Origin of the sequence: Methylobacterium sp. ME121, assembly GCF_000974725.1 — a bacterium.
In the GTDB taxonomy this organism is placed as follows: domain Bacteria; phylum Pseudomonadota; class Alphaproteobacteria; order Rhizobiales; family Beijerinckiaceae; genus Methylobacterium; species Methylobacterium radiotolerans.
Genome location: NZ_BBUX01000001.1, coordinates 36,828 through 56,296, shown reverse-complemented (window position 1 = coordinate 56,296; position 19,469 = coordinate 36,828). Strand labels below are relative to the sequence as shown.

General features: G+C 70.4%; 20 protein-coding genes and 1 pseudogene. 4 read left to right on the top strand and 17 right to left on the bottom strand.

Features of this window, described 5'->3' with window-relative positions:
• Positions 1-20: 20 nt before the first annotated feature.
• A complete protein-coding gene (locus ME121_RS00265) occupies positions 21-821 on the bottom strand; it encodes a pentapeptide repeat-containing protein (protein ID WP_059407813.1) in 801 nt (266 codons plus the stop codon).
• A 185-nt stretch (positions 822-1,006) separates the two neighbouring features.
• Between ME121_RS00265 and ME121_RS00260 the strand changes: the two genes are divergently transcribed.
• Positions 1,007-1,681 carry a Crp/Fnr family transcriptional regulator gene (locus tag ME121_RS00260; RefSeq protein ID WP_059407811.1) on the top strand — a complete coding sequence of 225 codons (675 nt, stop codon included), beginning with the start codon at positions 1,007-1,009 and terminating at the stop codon, positions 1,679-1,681.
• A 29-nt stretch (positions 1,682-1,710) separates the two neighbouring features.
• On the opposite strand, the gene ME121_RS00255 is transcribed toward ME121_RS00260, so the two are convergent.
• From ME121_RS00255 to dsbD, 9 genes are all read right to left on the bottom strand, one after another.
• Positions 1,711-2,097 carry a rhodanese-like domain-containing protein gene (locus ME121_RS00255; RefSeq protein WP_059407809.1) on the bottom strand — a complete coding sequence of 129 codons (387 nt, stop codon included), beginning with the start codon at positions 2,095-2,097 and terminating at the stop codon, positions 1,711-1,713.
• Positions 2,098-2,108: 11 nt separating this feature from the next.
• Positions 2,109-3,020: an MBL fold metallo-hydrolase gene (locus ME121_RS00250; protein WP_059407807.1), complete on the bottom strand. Its 912-nt coding sequence runs from the start codon at positions 3,018-3,020 to the stop codon at positions 2,109-2,111.
• A 20-nt stretch (positions 3,021-3,040) separates the two neighbouring features.
• Positions 3,041-3,850 (bottom strand): sulfite exporter TauE/SafE family protein, encoded by an 810-nt coding sequence (locus ME121_RS00245; RefSeq protein WP_185156781.1) that lies wholly within the window; start codon positions 3,848-3,850, stop codon positions 3,041-3,043.
• Positions 3,847-4,296, bottom strand: a complete 450-nt coding sequence (locus ME121_RS00240) for a DUF6691 family protein (RefSeq protein ID WP_059407805.1) — start codon at positions 4,294-4,296, stop codon at positions 3,847-3,849. Before ME121_RS00240 ends, ME121_RS00245 begins: the two co-directional genes overlap by 4 nt.
• A gap of 3 nt (positions 4,297-4,299) precedes the next feature.
• Entirely contained in the window at positions 4,300-4,725 is a 426-nt protein-coding gene (locus ME121_RS00235) for a YeeE/YedE family protein (protein ID WP_059407803.1), read from the bottom strand.
• A 206-nt stretch (positions 4,726-4,931) separates the two neighbouring features.
• Entirely contained in the window at positions 4,932-5,399 is a 468-nt protein-coding gene (locus tag ME121_RS00230; RefSeq protein ID WP_059407801.1) for a DsrE family protein, read from the bottom strand.
• Complete coding sequence (locus ME121_RS00225) at positions 5,383-6,189, bottom strand: L,D-transpeptidase (protein WP_059407799.1); 807 nt, start codon at positions 6,187-6,189, stop codon at positions 5,383-5,385. Before ME121_RS00225 ends, ME121_RS00230 begins: the two co-directional genes overlap by 17 nt.
• Positions 6,189-6,818, bottom strand: a complete 630-nt coding sequence (locus ME121_RS00220; protein ID WP_059407797.1) for a DsbA family protein — start codon at positions 6,816-6,818, stop codon at positions 6,189-6,191. The genes ME121_RS00225 and ME121_RS00220 overlap by 1 nt, the downstream gene beginning before the upstream one ends.
• A 39-nt stretch (positions 6,819-6,857) precedes the next feature.
• Entirely contained in the window at positions 6,858-8,639 is a 1,782-nt protein-coding gene (gene dsbD / locus ME121_RS00215; protein ID WP_059407795.1) for a protein-disulfide reductase DsbD, read from the bottom strand.
• Between the two features lie 97 nt (positions 8,640-8,736).
• Here dsbD and ME121_RS00210 point away from each other — a divergent pair, with 97 nt between their 5' ends.
• Positions 8,737-9,399: a response regulator gene (locus ME121_RS00210; protein ID WP_059407793.1), complete on the top strand. Its 663-nt coding sequence runs from the start codon at positions 8,737-8,739 to the stop codon at positions 9,397-9,399.
• Complete coding sequence (locus ME121_RS00205; protein ID WP_059407792.1) at positions 9,396-10,712, top strand: ATP-binding protein; 1,317 nt, start codon at positions 9,396-9,398, stop codon at positions 10,710-10,712. Before ME121_RS00210 ends, ME121_RS00205 begins: the two co-directional genes overlap by 4 nt.
• A 5-nt stretch (positions 10,713-10,717) precedes the next feature.
• Here ME121_RS00205 and ME121_RS00200 read toward each other — a convergent pair whose 3' ends face one another.
• The 4 genes and pseudogenes from ME121_RS00200 to ME121_RS32960 form a co-directional block, all read right to left on the bottom strand.
• On the bottom strand, positions 10,718-11,041 hold the full coding sequence (locus tag ME121_RS00200) for an ArsR/SmtB family transcription factor (protein WP_059407790.1): 324 nt from the start codon (positions 11,039-11,041) through the stop codon (positions 10,718-10,720).
• A gap of 662 nt (positions 11,042-11,703) precedes the next feature.
• Complete coding sequence (locus ME121_RS00190; RefSeq protein ID WP_059407786.1) at positions 11,704-14,562, bottom strand: PAS domain-containing protein; 2,859 nt, start codon at positions 14,560-14,562, stop codon at positions 11,704-11,706.
• A 404-nt stretch (positions 14,563-14,966) separates the two neighbouring features.
• Positions 14,967-15,749: pseudogene (locus ME121_RS00185) on the bottom strand (HWE histidine kinase domain-containing protein); the annotation flags it as partial.
• A gap of 42 nt (positions 15,750-15,791) precedes the next feature.
• Entirely contained in the window at positions 15,792-15,980 is a 189-nt protein-coding gene (locus ME121_RS32960; RefSeq protein ID WP_245295892.1) for a PAS domain-containing protein, read from the bottom strand.
• Between the two features lie 350 nt (positions 15,981-16,330).
• Here ME121_RS32960 and ME121_RS00180 point away from each other — a divergent pair, with 350 nt between their 5' ends.
• Positions 16,331-17,797 carry an HWE histidine kinase domain-containing protein gene (locus ME121_RS00180; RefSeq protein WP_059407784.1) on the top strand — a complete coding sequence of 489 codons (1,467 nt, stop codon included), beginning with the start codon at positions 16,331-16,333 and terminating at the stop codon, positions 17,795-17,797.
• Here ME121_RS00180 and ME121_RS32955 read toward each other — a convergent pair.
• The 3 genes from ME121_RS32955 to ME121_RS32945 form a co-directional block, all read right to left on the bottom strand.
• Positions 17,794-18,216 (bottom strand): sensor histidine kinase, encoded by a 423-nt coding sequence (locus tag ME121_RS32955; RefSeq protein WP_244612615.1) that lies wholly within the window; start codon positions 18,214-18,216, stop codon positions 17,794-17,796. The two genes, ME121_RS00180 and ME121_RS32955, sit on opposite strands and share 4 nt — an antisense overlap.
• 18 nt (positions 18,217-18,234) lie before the next feature.
• Positions 18,235-18,834, bottom strand: a complete 600-nt coding sequence (locus tag ME121_RS32950; protein WP_244612616.1) for a PAS domain-containing protein — start codon at positions 18,832-18,834, stop codon at positions 18,235-18,237.
• Positions 18,835-19,216: 382 nt separating this feature from the next.
• Positions 19,217-19,360 (bottom strand): hypothetical protein, encoded by a 144-nt coding sequence (locus ME121_RS32945; RefSeq protein ID WP_160533038.1) that lies wholly within the window; start codon positions 19,358-19,360, stop codon positions 19,217-19,219.
• Between the last annotated feature and the right edge of the window lie 109 nt (positions 19,361-19,469).

Sequence of the window (19,469 nt, the reverse complement as noted above, 5' to 3'; positions counted from 1 at the left end):
GGTCGAGGCTTACGGGCGGCTCAATTGGTTGCCTGGGTGACGGCGCGGTCTACGTTCACGCGCTCGGCCCAGTCCTTGGCCTCGGACTGACCCTTGAGGTCGATCAGCCGGGCACCGCTGACGTCGACGTTCTTAAAGTCTGCTCCTGTGACCGTCGCGCCGGTCAGGTTGGCCCCGGACAGGTCCGAGCCCATCAACACCACGTCGGTGAGGTTGGCATCCTTCAAGTTGGCGTATTCGAGCCGCGACCGGCCGAGGTTGGCACCCTTCAGGTTGGCGCCGGAGAGGTTCACCGACACGAACACGGCCCGCATCAGGCCCATGGACTGGTTCTTGATGTCGGCGCCCCCCCTGAGGTCGACCAGCGTGGCGCCGCTCATGTTGGCGCCCTTGAAGTCGCCAATGGGCATGGACCGGCTGAGGTCCGCGCCGCTGAGGTTGGCGTCGCGGGCGGTGATGCCGAACATTTTCGTGTCCACGAGCTTGGCGCCGGACAGGTCGGCCTTCAGCAGCCATGCCTGTTCGAGGTTCGCGCCGCTGAGGTCGGCGCCGCGCAAATTGACCTTGTTCAGGCGGGCGGTCCGCAGGTTTGCGCCCCGGAGGTACAGCCCGGAGAGGTCGAGGCCAGACAGGGACTTGTCGTGCAGGTCGACCGGCTTGCCGTCCGCGGCCTTGATCAGCGCCTCGACGTCGGCGCGGCTCATCTCGGCCTTGATCATGGCGGGCGAGGACATGTCGGCCCCGAGCAGGAGGTCCTGTTCGGCCGCGGCGGGGCCGGCGGCGAGTACGGCGAGCATGAAGCTCAGGGCGAGGCGGTGCATCGGTTCACTCCCGGTGGGCGCCGCGCATGGCGGATGCCCTTATCGTGTTCTTTGTGATGCGATGCTATGCCGGGCCGCTGCACCCGGTCGGTGACCCAGGTCACACAAGTCCGGCGCGGCGGGAGAAAAACGCAACGCGAGCCGGACGATCAGCCCGTCGTCATGGCCGGGGGGACTACGCCGCCATGACGGATGCCCAGAAGGTCGAGCGATGGATCGACCGGTTTCCGCTCCTGCAGGCGCTCAGCCCAGCGCACCTCCAGATCGCCCGGGGAACTGTGCATTTTCCGGTACTGGACGCGGGCGCCATCGCCTACGAACTCGATGGCGAGTGCGCCAACTACCTGATGTGTCTGGAGGGCCGTACGCGCATCTTCCGGATGTCTGAAGGCGGGCGCGAGGTGCTGATCTACAAAGTCGGGCCGGGCGGCACCTGCGCCCTGACCACACAGTGCCTCCTCTCCGGCGGCAACTTTCCGGCGCAAAGCATCGCCGAGGAGCGGACCGAACTGGCGGCTCTGCCGGTGAGCACGTTCCAACACCTGATGGGCGAGAGCGCCGCGTTCCGCAGCTTCGTCATGGATGACTATACGCGGTTGATGTCCGGCCTATTCACGCTGATCGACGAGGTCGCGTTTGCCCCGCTCAAGCAGCGCCTCGCGCAACGGCTTCTGGCCGAGGCGGACCCGCGTGGGGTGGCCTCGGTAACCCATCAGAAGCTCGCGGATGACATCGGCAGCGTGCGCGAGGTCGTGAGCCGCATCCTGGGGCAATGGGCCGAGGCCGGCCTGATCGAGGTCCGGCGCGGCGCGGTCGAGATCGTCGACCGCCCAAACTTGGAGGCCGCCGGTCGCAAGTGACCTGCGGCCTGTCGGCTTGCCAGTCCCGATCAGGCTGGCTCGACGGTGCCGCCGGCCTTCGCCATCGCGGGGAAGCCGCCCGCGACATGGGCGACCGGTCCGAGGCCCATGTCGTTCAGGGTCTTGGCTGCCAGGGCCGAACGGTTGCCGGAGCCGCAGTAGAGCACCAGGCACTTGCCTTCGCCGAGCTCGGCCCGGTGGGTCGGGCTCGCGGGGTCGGCCTGGAACTCCAGGAAGCCGCGGGGCACGTGGACGGCGCCGGCGATCCTGCCGGTCTTGGCCAACTCCTCGCCCTCGCGCACGTCGACGAGCACCGAGCCCGGCTGGCCCAGGCGCGCCAGCGCCTCCGCGGCCGACAGGGTCTCCACCTCCCGGTTGGCCTGCGCCACCAGGTCCTTCGCGCTGATCGTGGTCATGGTCACCTCCGTCAATCGCCCCACGCCGCACCGTCGAGGGAGTCGAGCGGGATCTTCAGGTAGCGGCGGCCGTTCGCCTCGGGCTCGGGCAGGCGCCCGCCGCGGATGTTCACCTGCAGGGAGTGCAGGATGAGCTTCGGCATCGGCAGTTCGCGGTCCCGGGCCTCGCGCATCGCCACGAACGCCTCCTCGGTCGGTGTCTCGACGAGGTGCGGGTTCTCGCTCCGCTGCCGGGCGACCGTGCTCTCCCAGGCCGCCGCCCGGCCGCCCGGGCGGTAGTCGTGCCCGGTGAACAGCCGCGTGTCGTCCGGCAGGGCCATGATGCGCCGGATGCTGCGCCACAGCGCGTGCGCGTTGCCGCCGGGGAAGTCGGCCCGCGCCGAGCCGCTGTCGGGCATGAACAGGGTGTCGTGGATGAAGGCGGCGTCGCCGATCCGATAGGCGATGGAGGCCAGGGTGTGGCCCGGCGTGAACATCACCTCGACTTCGAGGTCGCCGATCCGGAAGCGCTCGCCGTCGGCGAAGAGCCGGGACCACTGCGAACCGTCCGTCCGGAACGTGTCCGGCAGGTTGTACAGCCCCTTCCAGAGCCGCTGCACGTCGATGACCTTCTCGCCGATGGCGGTCGGGACGCCCGTCCGGTCGTGGAGGTAACCTGCCGCCGAGAAGTGGTCGGCGTGCGGGTGCGTGTCGAGGATCCACTCCAACTCGTAGCCCTCCCGCTCGATATGGGCGAGCAGGGCATCGGCGGAGCGGGTCGCGGTCGCGCCGGACTTCGGGTCGAAGTCGAGGACCGGGTCGATGATCGCGCAGCGCTTCGTCGCGGGGTCCGCGACGACGTACTGGATGCTCCCGGTCGGCTCGTCGTGGAAGCCGGTCACGATGGGATGCCCGCGCAGGGCTCCGGCGGTCTGGTTCGACATGGATCTCCTCCTGTCCGGGATCAGGCGCTCAGGCCGAGGAGCGGCAGGGCCCCGCGGGCGACGACGTACAGGCCGACCAGGATGACGAGGCCGGCGAAGGTGACGGTCAGGGCGCGCTTGCGCCCGGCGAGGCGCTGGCCGAGCCTCGATCCGACGAGGCCCCCGAGCACGCCCCCCAGGATGAACAGCCCGGCGAGCGGCCAGTCGATCAGGCCGGAGGCGGCGTAGCTCGCTGCGGTCGCCGCCCCGAAGGCGCTGACCGCGACCAGCGAGGTGCCGATGGCCATGGGCAGCGGCATCGCCGTCGCCAGCATCAGGCCCGGCACGATCAGGAATCCCCCGCCGATGCCGAAGAAGCCGGAGAACAGGCCGACCGCGAGGCCGATGCCGAGGAGCCAAGGCAGGAGCACCGGCGCGCTGGCCTTGGTCAGGCGCACGTCCGGGTCGCCCTCGCCGCGTCGCTTGCGCAGCATCAGGCCCCCGACCACGAGCATGACGACCCCGAACAGGGCGAGCAGGCTCTTCCCGTCGACCGCCTTGGCGGCCGCCGAGCCGACGAGCGCGCCAAGGACCCCGGCGAGCGAGAACGCCGCCGCGCAACGCCACTTCACGTTCCCGGCTCGCCATTGCGGGACCAGGTTGCCCGCCGCGCTGACCGAGACCGCCAGGGCGCTGGTCCCGATGGCGACGTGGGGCGAGGACACGCCGACCACGTAGGTCAGCAGTGGGACCGCGAGGATCGAGCCGCCCCCGCCGACGAGGCCGAGGATCACGCCCACGACCCCGCCCGAGCCGGCGGCGAGGCCGGATGTGAGGGGGCCGGGCATCATGCGTCGGCTCCCAGCGCGGCGGTCGGCTTCAGGCGCGCCGCCGGCACCAGGCGGAACAGCAGCATGCCGGCGACCATCGCCGCCACGAAGGTCACGGCCTCGGCCGGGGCCACCGTCAGGATGGTGAGGGCGGGCCCGGGGCAGAGGCCGGCCAAGCCCCATCCGAGGCCGAAGATCGCGGCCCCGGCGAACAGGCGTCCGTCGAGGTCGCGCCGGGTCGGGACGTCGAGCCTGGGCGCGAGCAAAGGCCGTCCGCGCCGCCTCGCCAAGCGGTAGCCGGCGGCCGAGATTGCGACGGCGCCCGCCATGACGAGGGCGAGGCTCGGGTCCCAGCGTCCGGTCACGTCGAGGAAGGCGAGGACCTTGGCCGGGTCGGCCATGCCCGAGACGAGGAGGCCGAGGCCGAACAGGAGGCCGACGGCGAAGGCGGAGGCGGTCTTGGCCATGGCTCAGGCTCCGACGAGATGGCGCATGACGAGGACGGTCAGGACGGCGACGGTCATGAAGATGCCGGTCGCGGCCAGCGAGCGGGGCGAGCCGCGGCCGATGCCGCAGACTCCGTGGCCGCTGGTGCAGCCTGAGCCGAGGCGCGCGCCGAACCCGACCAGCAGGCCCGCGAGGATCAGCAGCGGGAATGACGCCTCGACCGTCACCGGCGGAAGGCTGCCCCCCAGGCCGGCATAGGCGAGTGGTGCGAGGACGAGGCCTGCCACGAAGGCCGCCCGCCAAGCGGTCTCACCCGAGGGCGGGGCCAGGATGCCGCCGAGGATGCCGCTGATGCCGGCGATGCGTCCGTTGAGGATGAGCAGCAGCGAGGCGGACCCGCCGATCATCGCTCCGCCGAGAATTGCGCTGACGGGGGTGAAGCCTTCCATCTCAATCTGTCCCAAAGTGCGGTCCGGGAAGCGCCCGGTCCGGCCGCGGGGACTACTGCCCCACGCAAAACATTAGATGACACTCAATTAGCATCTTCTAATGTAATGACAAGCGGAAAGATGGTCCGGCGGACAAGCGCCCTAGAGTCAGGTGCGGCGGCACACGATCAGGTCTTCGCGGTCGATTGCCGAAGCGGTGTAAGGCCTCAGGGGTGGATGTATGCGAACCCCATGGCCTGCAGGCGCGCCAGTTCGGCGACGCCGCTCGGCACGAGGTCGTCCTCGCCGACGCCGTACAGGGTGGTGCGGTCTATCTTCCGCTCGCGCAGGGTGTTGGCGCAGACCAGGAACCGCACACCCATCCCCTTGAGGGCGTCGATGCGGCCGGCGAGTTCTTTGTCGTTCGCGGCCGACTGGAAGAGGCCGACGCCGTAACCGAGGCTCACCACGCGGATCTCGACATGCGCCTTGCCCACGGCCTCGACGTGGTTGCGCAGGTTGGCGAGCAGGCGCTTGAAGTAGGCTGCTTCGTCCGGACCGCTTCCGCCATTGTGGTAGACCACCTTCTGGTCGGCGTAGTAGCCGGCCGGCGCCTCCGAGCCGGCACGAACCGTTCCGATGCCCATCGTCGCGAGGACGACCGCCAGCGCCAGGCTCCTAAAGACCGTCGTCATCCGCCACTCCGTCGTCCGTCAGGGGTTCGGGCGCCTCCGAGGCGCCGCGGGATAGGTCGTCGAGGCGCGCACGGTCGAGGCTGCCGGTCGTCTCCGGCGCGGCCGGCCGCGCGGCCTGGGCGGTGCCGTGCGACCCAAGCACGACGACCTTCGTGCCCGTAGGTACGCGGCGGTGCAGGTCGATGACGTCCTGGTTGAGCATGCGGATGCACCCCGAGGACACCGCCTCGCCGATGCTCCAGGGCTCGGTGGTGCCGTGGATGCGGTAGAGCGTATCCTTGCCGTCCTTGAACAGGTAGAGCGCGCGGGCCCCGAGGGGATTGCGTGCGCCACCTGGCATCCCGCCGGCCCAGCGCCCGTTCCGCTCCGGGTCACGCCTGAGCATGTCGGGGGTCGGCGTCCAGCGCGGCCAGGACGCCTTGCGGGCGACAGTCGCCTCCCCGGTGAACTCGAAGCCGGCCTTGCCCACGCCGACCCCGTAGCGCATGGCCTTGCCGCCCTCCATGACGAGGTAGAGGAAGCGCCGGTAGGGGTCGACCACGAGCGTGCCCGGTGGCTGCTTGGTCGGATAGTCGACAACCTGGCGGACGTTGCGGGCCTTCAGGTCGCGTGGCTCGACCGCATCGACCGGGAACGGCTCGTCGGTGATGGCCGCGTAGCGACGAACGGCATCGGCCGGAAGGCGCGCCCCCGCCCCGGCGACCGGGCCGGGGGCGCCCATCGAGGCCGAGCAGGCTCCGACCCCCGCGGCGAGCGCGAGGAGCGCCGTTAGGCGCATCACCCGCCGCATCACGAGCGGCCCTTGGCGCGTGCCTGGGCCACCGCCTGCTTGAAGCCGTCGTAGTCGAGGGCGGCCGCGACCTTGAGCGGGCCGATCAGGAAGACCGGCGTCCCCTGCAGGCCGAGGGCGTCCGCCTGGTCGAGGTTGCGCTGGAGCAGGGCGGCGATCTCGCCCTGGTGGGACGTCCGATCCGCCTCCAGGCGGGCCATGTCGACGCCCGAGGCGGAGACCGCCTCCAGCATCCGCTCCTTCGGGATCTTACGGCCGGGGATGCCCATCAGCGCGCGATGCACGTCGTCGTAGCGGCCCTGGTACCGCGCCGCGAGGGCGAGCTGGGCGCCGTAGACGGAGGCGTCGCCGAGAATCGGCCAATCCTTGTGGACGAGGCGGATGCGCCCGTCCGACTTCACCAGCCGGAGAAGGTCGGGCTCAGCCTTCTTGCAGAAGGGGCAGTTGTAATCGAGGAAGGCGACGATGGTCAGGTCGCCCTTCGGGTTGCCCGAGACCGGCGCCTCCGGGTCATTGAGGATGGCGTTCTGGTCGATGCCCTGGGCGAAGGCCTCTTCCGTGTGCGGCGATAGCAGGGCGGGCGCGAGGGCGATGGCGGGGATTAGGGCGAGCAGGGTCCGGCGGTGCATGACGGTCTCCGTGGGTATGGGTGGCTCGGAAGAGGCAGTTCAGGCTCCGACGAGGGCGAGGCGGCGCTTCAGGTCCTCGACCGTGAGTTCGCCCTCGGTGCGGGCCTCCCGGACCTCGCCGCCGTCGGGACGCATCAGGATGAGGGTCGGCGGACCGACCACCTCGAAGCGACGCATCAGGGCGCGGGTGGCGTCGTCGTCACGGGTGACGTCGGCCCGGATGACCGAGACGGCCTTGAGCCTCTCCCGGATGCCGGCGTCCGCCAGGACCGTCCGCTCGTTCGTCTTGCAGACGGTGCACCAGTCGGCGGCGAACTCGACAAGCACCGGCTTGCCCTCAGCTCGGGCCGCCAGGAGGGCCGCCTCGAAGGCGGTGAGCGTGGAGACCGTCCGCGCCTCGGCGATGTGGCCCGGATGCGACGGGGCGAGGCCGGCAAGCGGCCGCAGCGGGTCGTCCGCGCCCGTGGCAGCCCCGAGGAGGAGGAGGCCGCCATAGGCGACGGCGACCAAGCCCGCCGCGCGACCGGCGGGTGACGGGCGACCGTTCGTGGTCAGCACCGCGAGCGCCATGCCGGTGCCGATGGCGAGCGCCGCCCAAATCAGGAGGGACAACACGTCCGGCAGCAAGCGTGTCACGAGCGAGGCCGCAAGAGCCAGGAACACGAGGCCGAATGCTTGCTTCGCCCGCACCAGCCAGGGGCCGGACCGGGGCAGGATGCCGGCGCCGAACGCGCCGACGAGCACCAGCGGCGCACCCATCCCGAGGCCGAGGGCGAAGAGGGCCAGCGCCCCGCGCAGGACATCCCCCGTTTGGGCGACGTAGAGCAGGGCGGCAGCAAGGGGTGGCGTCACGCAGGGACCGACGACGAGGGCCGAGCTGAAGCCGAGGAACGCGGCCCCGGCGACCGACCCACCTTCCGCCGCCGGGGCGCCGAAGCGGTCCCGCCACCAGCGCGGCGCCTGCAGGTCGAACAGGCCGAACATCGACAGTGCCAGCGCGACGAAGGCGGTGGCCATCAGGCCGAGGGCGAGAGGGGTCTGGAGGGCGACCTGCAGGTTGCGGCCGAGCCACGCCGCCGCGACGCCGAAGCTGGCATAGGCCGCCGCCATGGCGAGGACGTAGCTTCCGGACAGCGCCAGGCCCCGCCCCGGCGTGAGGCCCTGGCCCGAGCGGACGATCATGCCCGACAGAATCGGCACCATCGGCAGCACGCAGGGGGTGAACGCCAGCAGGAGGCCGAGCCCGAACATGCCCGCCAGGACGCCGACGAGGTTGCCGACGAGGAGGGCGGCCGGCCCGGCGGGGAAGACGTCCTGGCGGGAGGCGGCGGCGACCGTCGCGTCTGCCGGCTCGGCGGCGGGGGCGGCTCCGCCGGCCGGTGATGCGCCGGCGTTCGCCAGGGAGGCCAGGTCCAGCCGCTTCGTGACCGGCGGGTAGCAGATGCCCCGCTCGGCGCAGCCCTGGTAGATGACCCGGATCTCCCGCAGGCTGGCCAGCGCCGCGCCGGGCACGATGGCCTCCACGGAGTCGTGGTAGACCTCCGTCGGCCCGAAGTTCAGGTCGTCCTTTGTCTCGGCGGTCGGCGTGGTGACGGGAAGCTCCGCGCCGGCACCGGCCTCGGCGCGGATCCTGTCGCGATAGAGATAGGTGCCGGGCGCGATGGTCCAGCGGAGGTGGAGCGAGAGGTGCGCGTCCCGTGTCGCGACGAGAGTGAAGGGCGACTGCCGCCCGGCGAGGTCCTGCGACCATACCGGCAACCAGGGCGATGCGCCCGCCCAGACAAGGGCGGCGAGGAAGAGGTGGGCTAATACGTTCGGCATGGGCGGGGTCCGGATCGGCCCGCCGCAGGTCGGAAACGCAGCTTAAGCCAGGCTTAAGCCGGGCCCGGAGGATGCGGGACGGTCAGGGGAGACACGCATGCGCATCCTCGTCGTCGAGGACGATCCCATCCTCTCGGACGGGCTCAGGGCGGGGCTCGGCCTCGGCGGGGCGACGGTCGATTGCGTCGGGACCTGCGTTGACGCCGAGGCGGCGCTGGCCACGAGCGCGTTCTCTGCCATCGTGCTCGACCTGATGCTGCCCGATGGCTCCGGCCTCGACGTGCTGCGCGGCCTGCGCGGCCGGAAGGACCGCACGCCCGTCGTCCTGCTCACCGCTCGCGACGCGGTGGCCGACCGGATCGCCGGGCTCGACGGCGGCGCCGACGACTATCTCGGCAAGCCCTTCGACCTCGACGAACTCTCGGCCCGCATCCGCGCCGTCGTCCGCCGGGCCTCGGGGCGGGCCGCCGCCGTCCTGGAGCACGGGGGCATCCGGCTCGATCCCGGCAGCCTCGCCGTGACGGTCGACGGCGTGCCGGTCGGCCTGTCCCGGCGCGAGGTCATGGTGCTGGCGGCGCTGATGGAACGCCCGGACGTGCTCCGCTCCAAGGCCGAGTTGGAGGAACGCCTCTACGGCTGGCAGGAGGAGGTCGAGAGCAATGCCGTCGAGGTCCACGTGCACAACCTGCGCGCCAAGATCGGCAAGCATGCCATCGAGACGGTGCGCGGCCTCGGCTACCGGATGAGGGCGTCGGCATGACATCCCTGCGCGTCAGGCTCTTCGCGATCCTGCTCCTCGCGACCGGGCTGATCTGGCTCAGTGCGGTCGCCTGGATCTACCTCGGCTCCAAGCGCGAGGTGGAGCAGGTCCTCGACACCCGACTGCAGGAGGCCGCGCGTATGGTCGGCTCCCTGGTGGGCGCGGTCGGCGGCACGACTTCCGACGGAACACCATCCACCTTCCCGGGGCCGACGGCCTACGAGCGGCAGCTGTCCTGCCAGATCTGGTCGCTCGACGGGCGCATGGTGGCGCGGTCGAGCGGAGCCCCGGAGCGGCGCCTGACCGACGCGCCGGCCGGCTTCTCCGAGCGCGAGGTCGACGGCGAGACGTGGCGGGTCTTCACGGTCGAGGACGCCGAGAAGGGCGTGCGGGTCATGGTCGGAGACCGCCTGGGCCTGCGTGAGCGCCTCGTGACCGATCTCATCATGGGCCTCGTCACCCCTGCGCTCCTCGTCGTCCCGTTCCTCGGCATGCTGATCTGGGCGAGCCTCGGGCGGGGCCTGCGCCCCTTGCGCTTGATGGCCCGGGACCTCGCGGGCCGTGACGCCGACGACATGAGCGCCATCGACGCCGGGCGGACCCCCGCCGAGGTCCGGCCGTTGGCCGACGCCCTCAACGGGCTGTTCCTCAAGGTCGAGGCTGCGCGCCGGCACGAACGAGAGGTGACGGCCTTCGCGGCGCACGAGCTGCGCACGCCATTGGCCGGGCTGAAGACCCAGGCCCAGGTCGCCATGGCCACCACCGACCCGGACGTTGCCAAGGCGGCGCTGCGCCAGATCCTGGCGGCCGTGGACCGTACCACCCGCCTCGTCCGGCAACTGCTCGACGCGGCCCGGCTCGACGCCGCCGGGGAGTCGCCGACCCTGGCGGAGGTCGACGTAGGGGCGCTGGTCGCCGAGACCGTGGATGGCATGCGGATGCCCGCGGGGGTCCGAACCCTGATCGACCCAGGGCTGCGCGGCTACACCCTGCGGGCCGATGCCGAGAGCCTGCGCCTGGCGGTCCGCAACCTGCACGAGAACGCCGTGCACCACATGGACGCTGGCACGGTGGAATGGCTGGCCCGTCCCGATGGGGAGGGCATGCTCGTGCGCGACGAGGGGCCGGGGATCCCCGCCGAGGAACTGCCGCACGTCACGACGCGCTTCTTCCGCGGCCGCCACAAGAGCGCCACCGGGAGCGGGCTTGGGCTCGCCATCGCCGAGATGGCGTCCCGCAGGAGCGGTCTGAGCCTGCGGCTGCGCAACCGGCCGGATCGCCCGGGGCTTGAGGTGGAGATCCTTCGCGCCTGATGCGGTCAGCCGAGTTCCGGGCAGAAGATGTCCTTGAGCGTCGCCAGCACCCGGGCGGCGCGGGGGTCCTCGAGCCGGTAGTGGAGCGTCTGGCTCTCGCGGCGGTACGCGACCAGCCCGTCTTCGCGCAGCTTGGCGAGATGCTGCGAGAGCGCCGACTGACTGAGCTCGACCGCCTCGGCGAGGCTCGTCACGTCCATCTCGCCGCGGGCGACAAGCAGGCAAAGAATGAGCAGGCGCTTCTCGTTGGCGAGGAGCCGAAGCAGGCGCGCCGCGTCGCTGGCCTTGTCCTGGAGCCGCATCAGGTCGTTCGGCGTGACGGCGTCCATTCGCGGTGCTCCTGAATCAGACATTCGAGATTATTTAGAGACTCCTAATATAGCGTGTCTAGTCCGTCTGGCCATAACGGTACATACCGGCAAGGTCACCGGTTCGGGCCAGGAACTCTCGTTCCAATGAAGTGCACCACCCGCGCGGAAGGCGCCCATCATCACCGAAGCAGACCGGTACCTTTCGGTTTAGCTGGGTCGAGAGAAGGCCGTCCGCTTTTTAAGCGCCCCCACTTGGAAGCAACCATTCCGCTTTCGGCCAGACTGAGTCCTGCCGGATCTCGATCGCGCGCAGAACCGGACATTCGGCTTGGCGCCCACCCCAGTCATTCAGGCGGCCTCGCCCGCTCCCCAATAACGGACATTCACCGTCACTGCTGCGGCGGCCCATTTGCATAAGGGCAGGTTACGACGCGACGCGGCGTCCCGTGGGCTCTGGAGTCCCAGTGTGGATCCTGAGAAAGGAACGCGGCGCGGAACCGCTCCATGGTCATCCGGTCGTACGGGAAGGCCGCCGTCGCCCCGGGCGCGCCGTCGCCGGCCTCCCGCTGCGTCGCGCTGAACTGCACCGTCTCGCCGGCCACCGTTCCAACCGTTTCCCGCCCTCCACCGATCCGCGGTCCCATGATGCCGCCGTCGGGGGATGAGCGCAGAACGCGGCGTCAGGACGTTCGTTGCTCGGTCACGCGCGTTCGATGCCCGGACCGGAGCCCGAGGACCTGGTGCAGGATGCGGCCCAACTGCTCGGCCGAGTACGGCTTGTGCAATAGCTCGAACCCGTGCGTGCCCTCCTGGGCGAGCACGTGGCTGTAGCCCGAGGCCAGCACCACCGGCAGGCCGGGCAGCCGACGCTGCAGCTCCTTGGCAAGGGCCATGCCGCCCATGCCGGGCATGACCACGTCCGAGAACACCAGGTCGAACCCGTTGCCGGTCCGCCCGAGCCGATCCAGCGCCTCCTCGGCGTTGGCCGCCCAGGTCGTGCTGTAGCCAAGGTCCTCCAGGATCTGGGTGGCGAACTGGCCGACCCCGACGTTGTCCTCCACCACCAGGACGCACTGCCCAGCGCCGAGGGGAGCCATTCCGTCGTCCGGGCGCGAGGCATTCGCCGGCCGCTCCTCCGGCGTGACCTCCGGAAGGTAGAGCGTGAACGTCGCGCCTTCTCCGACCGTGCTGCGCACGTCGACGTCGCCGCCGGACTGCTTGGCGAAGCCGAACACCTGGGACAGACCGAGGCCAGTGCCCTTGCCGACCTCCTTGGTCGTGAAGAACGGCTCGAAGATCTGACCGAGCCGCTCCGGTGGGATTCCCAGGCCCGTATCGGTCAGCGATACGGCCGCGAACGCTTGGTCCGAGCCGGCGTGACCGCGGATGGCGGGCAGGGCCGCGCCGCGCACGAGGCGCAGGGTCAGCGTACCCTCACCGTCCATGGCGTCCCTGGCATTGACGGCCATGTTCACCAACGCGGTCTCGAACTGGCTCAGGTCGGCCCTGATGAAGCAGGGCTCGTCCGGCACCTCGGTGAGGACGCGAACCCTGGCGCCGGTGACCGTATCGAGCATGTCGGCGATGCCGCGCACCCGCTGGCCCACGTCGAACACCTCGGGCTTGAGCGCCTGCCGCCGCGCGAAGGCCAGGAGCTGGCCGGTCAGCTTGGCGGCCCGTTCGACGGTTTCGGAGACCGCGTCGAGGTAGCGGCCCTTGCGTTCCTCCGGTAGGTCGGGCCTTCGAAGGAAGTCCACCGAGGAACGGATGATGGTCAGCAGGTTGTTGAAGTCGTGCGCCACGCCCCCGGTCAACTGCCCGACCGCCTCCAGCTTCTGGGACTGGCGCAGCGCCTCCTGCGCCTGCGCGAGCTCGGCCTGGTCGCGCAACCTCTCTGTGACGTCCGTCACGAACTGGTAGCAGCCGATGCGCTCGCCCCGTTCGTTGCGCAGGGTCCGGAAGCTGATCTCGTAGTACGGACGGACACGGTCGGGATCGCCGTAATCCTCGATGATCGTGACCTCCTCCCCGGCCAGGCCACGGCCCCAACCGGCACGGACCTGGGCCTGGTGCTCTGGCTGGTCGGCGAGCAGGTCGAGCATGTTGTCGCCGACCCTGGGCCGGACGCCGTAGATGCGCTCGAACTCGTCCGCGTTGGCCTTGTTGATGGCCAGGATGGTGTAGTCGAGGTCCGCCGCCATCACCATCACGTCGGTGCGCTCGACGATGGTGGCGAGGAGGTCGCGCTCAGCCGTGCGCTCGGAGACCTGTTGCTCAAGCCTGGCGTTCAGGACGCGCAGCGCCTCCTCCATGCGCTTGCGTTCGGAGATGTCGGTGAAGAAGACGGCGACCCGGTGGGCCGCGGGGTCGCCCACGCGCAGCGCGCGCACGTCGAACCAACGCCCGAACACCTCGGCCCAGCTCTCAAGGTGCGCGGGCTGGCCGGTCAGCGCGACGCGTCCGTATGTCTCCAGCCATTGGGGCTCAAGGTTCGGTGCGAACTCGCTGACCCAGCGCCCGGTCACGTTCGCGCCGGTCTGCCGCTCGAAGGCCGGATTGGCCTCGGTGATGCGATAGTCGACGGCCCGGTTCGTCTCGTCGAACTTCATCGCGATGATGCAGAACCCGACGTCGATGGTCTCGAACAGGGTGCGGTAACGGCTTTCGCTCTCGGCGAGTGCGGCCCGCGAGCGCACCTCCTCGGTGACCTCGTAACCGCCCACGAAGATGCCGGTGACCGTCCCCGCTTCATCGCGGATGGGCTGGTATAGGAAGTCGAGGTACCGGTCGTCATCCTCGACGAAGCGGATCGGGACGGTCCGAGCCGCGAAGGCCTCGCCGGTCGCATAGACCCGGTCGAGCAGCTCGAAGAAGCCTTGGTCGCGCAACTCCGGGAACACATCCTGGACTGGTCGACCGATGTAGTCCCGCTGGCCTGCGACGGCGATGTAGGCGTCGTTGACGTACTCGAAGACATGCTTCCGGCCGCCCAGGACGGCGACGAACCCGGGCATCTGCTGGAGCAACGCCTGCTGCCGCTGCCGCTCGGACGCGGCCTCGCGCTCGGTCAGGACCTGCCGGGTCGTCTCCGTGCAGGCGCAGAACAGGCCGACGGTCCGGCCATCGTCCCCAGGCACCGGCGTGTAGGAGAAGGAGAAGTGGGCCTCCTCCGGGTAACCGTTCCGGTGCAGCGTGAGTTGCAGGTCGTCCATGTGCACGGGCTCGCCCGCGAACACGCGGTCCATCAGCGCGCCGACTTCGTCGCGGACCTCCGGCCAGGTCTCGAAGAACGGGCGGCCCAGGGCCGCGGGATGCCGTGCGCCCAGCATGGGCGCGTAGGAGTCGTTGTAGACCAGCGTGCGGTCGGACCCCCAGGCGATGAACATCGGCTGGCGCGAGTTGAGCATGACACGCATCAGGGTCACGAGCGATTGCGGCCAGTGCCGCGGCGGCCCGAGCGAGGTGGTCGCCCAGTCGTGGCCGCCCATCAGCGCGCCCATGGAGCCGCCTGCCGCGAACAGCGAAGCCCTCGTGGTCATCGGTTCAGGCTCGGTCCCGGCGTCGTGACGGCCGAACCGTCGAGCCGGGCTGCCCGGGTGCCTCCGCACGAAGGCGGAACGTTCGCACGGCCGTGCGCGTCGGCTCGCCCGTGCGGGTGTGCATCCGCTTGGCCGATGGGCTGCCGTTGCGGGCGGCGACGGGGGCGGTCAAGGCAGTGGGGCGGTCGCGTCGGGCGGGCATGCCACACACCTAGCACAGGTGGCCCTCGCGTGTTGTTCTCCGCGACACCGTCGCCCGTGGTGCCCGGACGCAGGCATGGGAGCGTCCTCATGGTCGATAGGGAGGGAGCGGCTGAGGCGAGGGGAGACCGGTGTGGGGTGGGCCAGGATGCCGAAGTCCGCCACTTGCGCCTGGCGACGTTCCGACGGCCGCCGCGCTTCCCTCACCGCACGCGCGGCAGCGGGACGGCGGCGCTCACCCTGAGGCCGTCCGGGTCGAAGGCGACGTCGACCTTCGCCTTGAGACGGTACGTCAGCAACCCGTCGAGCAATTCCATGCCGAACCCCTCCCGGCTCGGCAGCGCCACGGGCGGCCCGTCATGCTCGTCCCAGGTCCAGCGCAGGACCGGTCCGGCGGGGCTCTCGTCGATCGTCCAGGTCACCTCCAGGCGACCGTCCGGGTCGGCAAGCGCGCCGTGCCGGATGGCGTTGATGGTCAACTCGTGCAGCGCCATCCCGACCGGGACCGCCAGTTCGGACGCGAGCGGAACCGGGGGGCCCTGCAGCGACACGCGCGAGCGGCCCGGCTCCAGGTAAGCCTCAAGCTCCGTCCGGAGCAGTCCCTCGAACGACACGGTCTGCGTCCGCGCGTCGGTGATCAGGGTGTGGGTCTTGGCCAATGAGGCGATGCGGCCGGCGAACACCTGCCGGAAGTCCGCCAGCCCCATCGACGAGCGCAGGCTCGCGTTGAGCACCGCCTGGACGGTCGCGAGGGTGTTCCTGACGCGGTGATGGAGTTCGCGGACGAGCAGGCCCTGGTTTTCCTCCGCCGCGTGCCGTTCGGTGACGTCGCGCTGCGCCGAGACCCAGTGGGCGATCCGCCCGTCGGGGTCGCGCACGGGCGTCATCAGCCATTCGACCGTGTAGGTCGAGCCGTCCTTGCGGTAGTTTACGGCCTCGCCCTGGAACGGCTCGCCGGCCGCAAGCGCCGCGCGCATCCGGTCGAGGACGGCGCGGCCCGTCCCCGAGCCTTGGAGGAGGCGGGGGTTCTAGCCCAGGACCTCTTCCGCCTTGTAGCCGGTCATGCGGGTGAAGGCCGGGTTCACGTACTCGATGCGCGGACCGGGTTCTTCGAGCTCGGCGGAGGTGATGAGGACGGCTTCCCCGCTGGCCTCGACCGCGGCGAGCAGGAGACCGGCATCCGTCGGAACCCGTTGCGTCGCGTTCCGATCTCGCACGTCCACCGCTCCCGAACCTCGGCGCCAGGCGCGTCCTGGGTGCCAAGCCGGCCCCAACCCGGGCATGACTTACAACCAACCGTGGCCGTCCAGGTTTCCGGCGCCTGACGGACGGGGACCGTCCATGGCGAGCCGAAGGGCAGGTCCGCCTCCCTGGCCCGGCCGTCCCCGAGGCCGGTGCCGGGGCGCGCAGGGTCGGAAGGCCAGCAAGCGCCCGTTTGCGGCCGGGCGAAGCCAGCCTTGTGCATGACGTGCGCGATCACGTCGGGGCTCTCCGCCCCAGGGCTCGCCTGTGCTACGGTCACGCCGAACGGCGGGCCCGAGGTGGCGCCACGTCAGGCGACGATGTCTTGACCGACTTCCGGGAACACGACTGCATCACGGCCGAACTGACGCGCTCGGACGCTAGCTCCGATCCGTTCGCCGCTGCGGTACGCGCGACGCGGATGCCGATGATCGTCACGGACCCGAACCGGCCCGACAACCCCATCGTGTTCGCCAACGCCGCCTTCACGAAACTCACCGGCTACGCGAACGAGGAGATCCTCGGCCGGAACTGCCGGTTCCTCCAAGGTCCGGAGACCAACCGGTACGACGTCGCCCGCATACGGGACGCTATCGAGCGGCGCGAGCCCATCGAGCTCGAACTGCTCAACCACAAGAAGTCCGGCGAGGTCTTCTGGAACCGGCTGCTGGTCTCGCCGGTGTTCGACCGAGCCGGCGTGCTGACCCACTTCTTCGCCTCGCAATTTGACGTCACGCTGGAGCGGGACAAGCTGGTGCGTCTCCAGGACGACCTTGCGGTCCGCGGGCGGGAGGTGGCGCGCCGCAAGGTCGAGCTCGCCCGCACCGAGGAGCGGATGCGGTTCGCCCTCAAGGCCGGGCGGATCGGCTCTTGGACCCTCGACCTCGCCGACCGGCGGCTTGAGGCCTCCGACATCTGCAAGGAGAACTTCGGCCGGAACGTCGCCGATCCGTTCGGCTACGATGACCTGCTGGCCGCCGTCGTACCCGACGACCGGGAGCGGATGGAGGAGGCGGTGCGGGAGTCCATCGCCGGGCACGGGGATTACGACATCGAGTATCGGGTGCGCACGCCGTCGGGCGAGGAGCGCTGGGTGCACGTCCGCGGGCAGACGTTCTACGACGCGAACGGCAGCCCGGTGAGCATGGCCGGAGTGTCCATCGACGTCACGGAGCGCAGGCGCGTCGAGGAGCAGCGCCAGTTGCTGGCGGGCGAGCTCACCCACCGGGTCAAGAACTCGATGGCGACGATGCAATCCATCGCCCACCAGACGCTGCGTAACGCGGCAAGCCTGGACGAGGCGCGCAAGACGCTCGACGCGCGCCTGGCATCCCTGGCGGCGGCCCATGACGCGCTGACCCGCGAGAGCTGGGAAGGGGCGACCCTCGGCGAAATCGTCGAGCGCGCCCTGCAGCCGTTCCGGAGCGGGTCGGCCAGGCGCTTCACCGTCGCCGGCCCGCAGGTGTGGCTGTCGCCGCGCGCCAGCCTCGCTTTCGTGCTGGCGCTGCACGAGTTGGCGACGAACGCCGTGAAGTACGGTGCGCTATCGAACGACGCGGGCCGCGTGGTCCTGGATTGGGGCCTCGACGAAGGGCGGCATCTGGCCCACCTGTGGCTGCGTTGGGAGGAGCTCGGAGGCCCACCCGTCGCGAAGCCGGCGCGGAACGGCTTCGGTTCGCGCATGATCGAGCGGGCGCTCGCGATGGAACTCGGAGGCCGGGCCAGGATCGAGTACCGACCGGGCGGCGTCGTGTTCACGTTTGAGGCGCCATTGCCCGAGCGGGTGTCCTAGGTGCCTTGGTCATCCGTCCCTGATCCTCCTTCCGCCAGTGCGGGCAACGGCATGCGGACGGAGACCTGCAACCCGTCCGGGGCAAAGGCGACGTCGACCTCGGCGCCCGTCTGCGCGGCCAGGATCTTGTTGAGGAGGCGGTGGCCGAAGCCCTCGCGGGTGGGATGCATGGCCGGTGGGCCGTCGTGCTCGGCCCAGTCCCAGCGCAAGCCTCGGCCGGAGCCCCGGTCCTCGATGCGCCAGGTCACCTGAAGCCTGCCGTTCGGGTCCGCGAGCGACCCGTGCCGCAGGGCGTTGGTGGTCAACTCGTGCAGGGCCATGCCCACGGGCACGGCGAGTTCGGACGGCAGGACGACCCTCGGCCCGTCCAGGGTCAGGCGCCCGCGCTCGTCGTAGGGGTCGAGTTCGGCCCTCAGCAACCCCTCGAACGAGGCGGCCTAGTCGAGATTCTCGGTGATCAGCGCGTGCGTCCGGGCCAGGGAGGAGATCCGGCCCGACAGGGCGCGGGTGAACTCGGTGGCCGAGAGCGAGGAGCGCATCGTCGCGTTCAGCACCGCCTGCACCGTCGCCAGCGTGTTCTTCACCCGGTGGTGGAGCTCGCGCACCAGCAGCGCCTGGCGGTCCTCGCCGGCGCGCCGCCCGGTGACGTCGCGCTGCGCCGAGACCCAGTTCGTGACTTGACCGCCGGCGTCGCACACCGGCGTGATCAGCCACTCGACCATGTAGGCCGATCCGTCCTTGCGGTAGTTAAGCGCCTCGCCCTGGGCCGTCTCGCCGGCCTCAAGCGAGGCGCGCAGTCCGTCCAGGACGGACCGGTCGGTGCCGGGACCCTGTAGGAAGCGGGGTGAGCGCCCCACGACCTCGTCGGCCGCATAGCCGGTCATGCGGGTGAAGGCCGGGTTGGCGTACTCGATGCGCGGGCCTGGCTCGTCGAGGTCGCCCGAGGTGATCAAGATGGCTTCCCCGGTCGCCTCGACGGCCGCCTGCAGCAGCCTGAGGTCGACCGTACCCAGCTTCAACCCGTCTCGCACGGCCACCCCGCCCCTCCAGGATCAGCCGTCGTGAACCGGCTCGAAAAACCTCGCGCGAAGCCGCGTCCAGGCACACGTTTGCAGAACCGCCGACCAGAGACCCGGTTGCAACGGCAGGTGGCGGCCGGGGATGCGCTCCTTCGTCCCGCAGGGCCAGGATGACCGGCGGTCCGCTTGCGTACTGAATGCGTCCGGGGCGTGGTGACGGGAGGGCTCGGCGTGGCGGAAGGCCAGTCCTGAAGCCGTAGCCATCCCGAGCATGACGCCGCTCGCCCGGGGCAAAACATCCGGGCGCGACCGAGGTTGATGTTGGCACGTCCCATGGCGGAGGGCATCGAGACGAACCGGGTGAACGGGGTCGCCTGGAGAGGATTGAGGTGGGCCGCCCCTACATACGGCAGTTGGACGAAATGACGGCCTTCCGACCGTCGTCGGCCATATTGGACTTGCAGGTCGCGCCGTTCCGGAGGTCCCAGTCCTTCGAGGTCGAGGCCAGGAGGTCCGGCGCCTGGCGCGAGACGTTGGGCGTCATCGCGGCCGCCCGCTCTGCCGTGGGGACCGACGACCTGCGGTGATGGATCGGCCTGCCATGCGGACACCGAGGGAACCTTGCGCCCGTGAACCCATCCCGTTCGAGGATT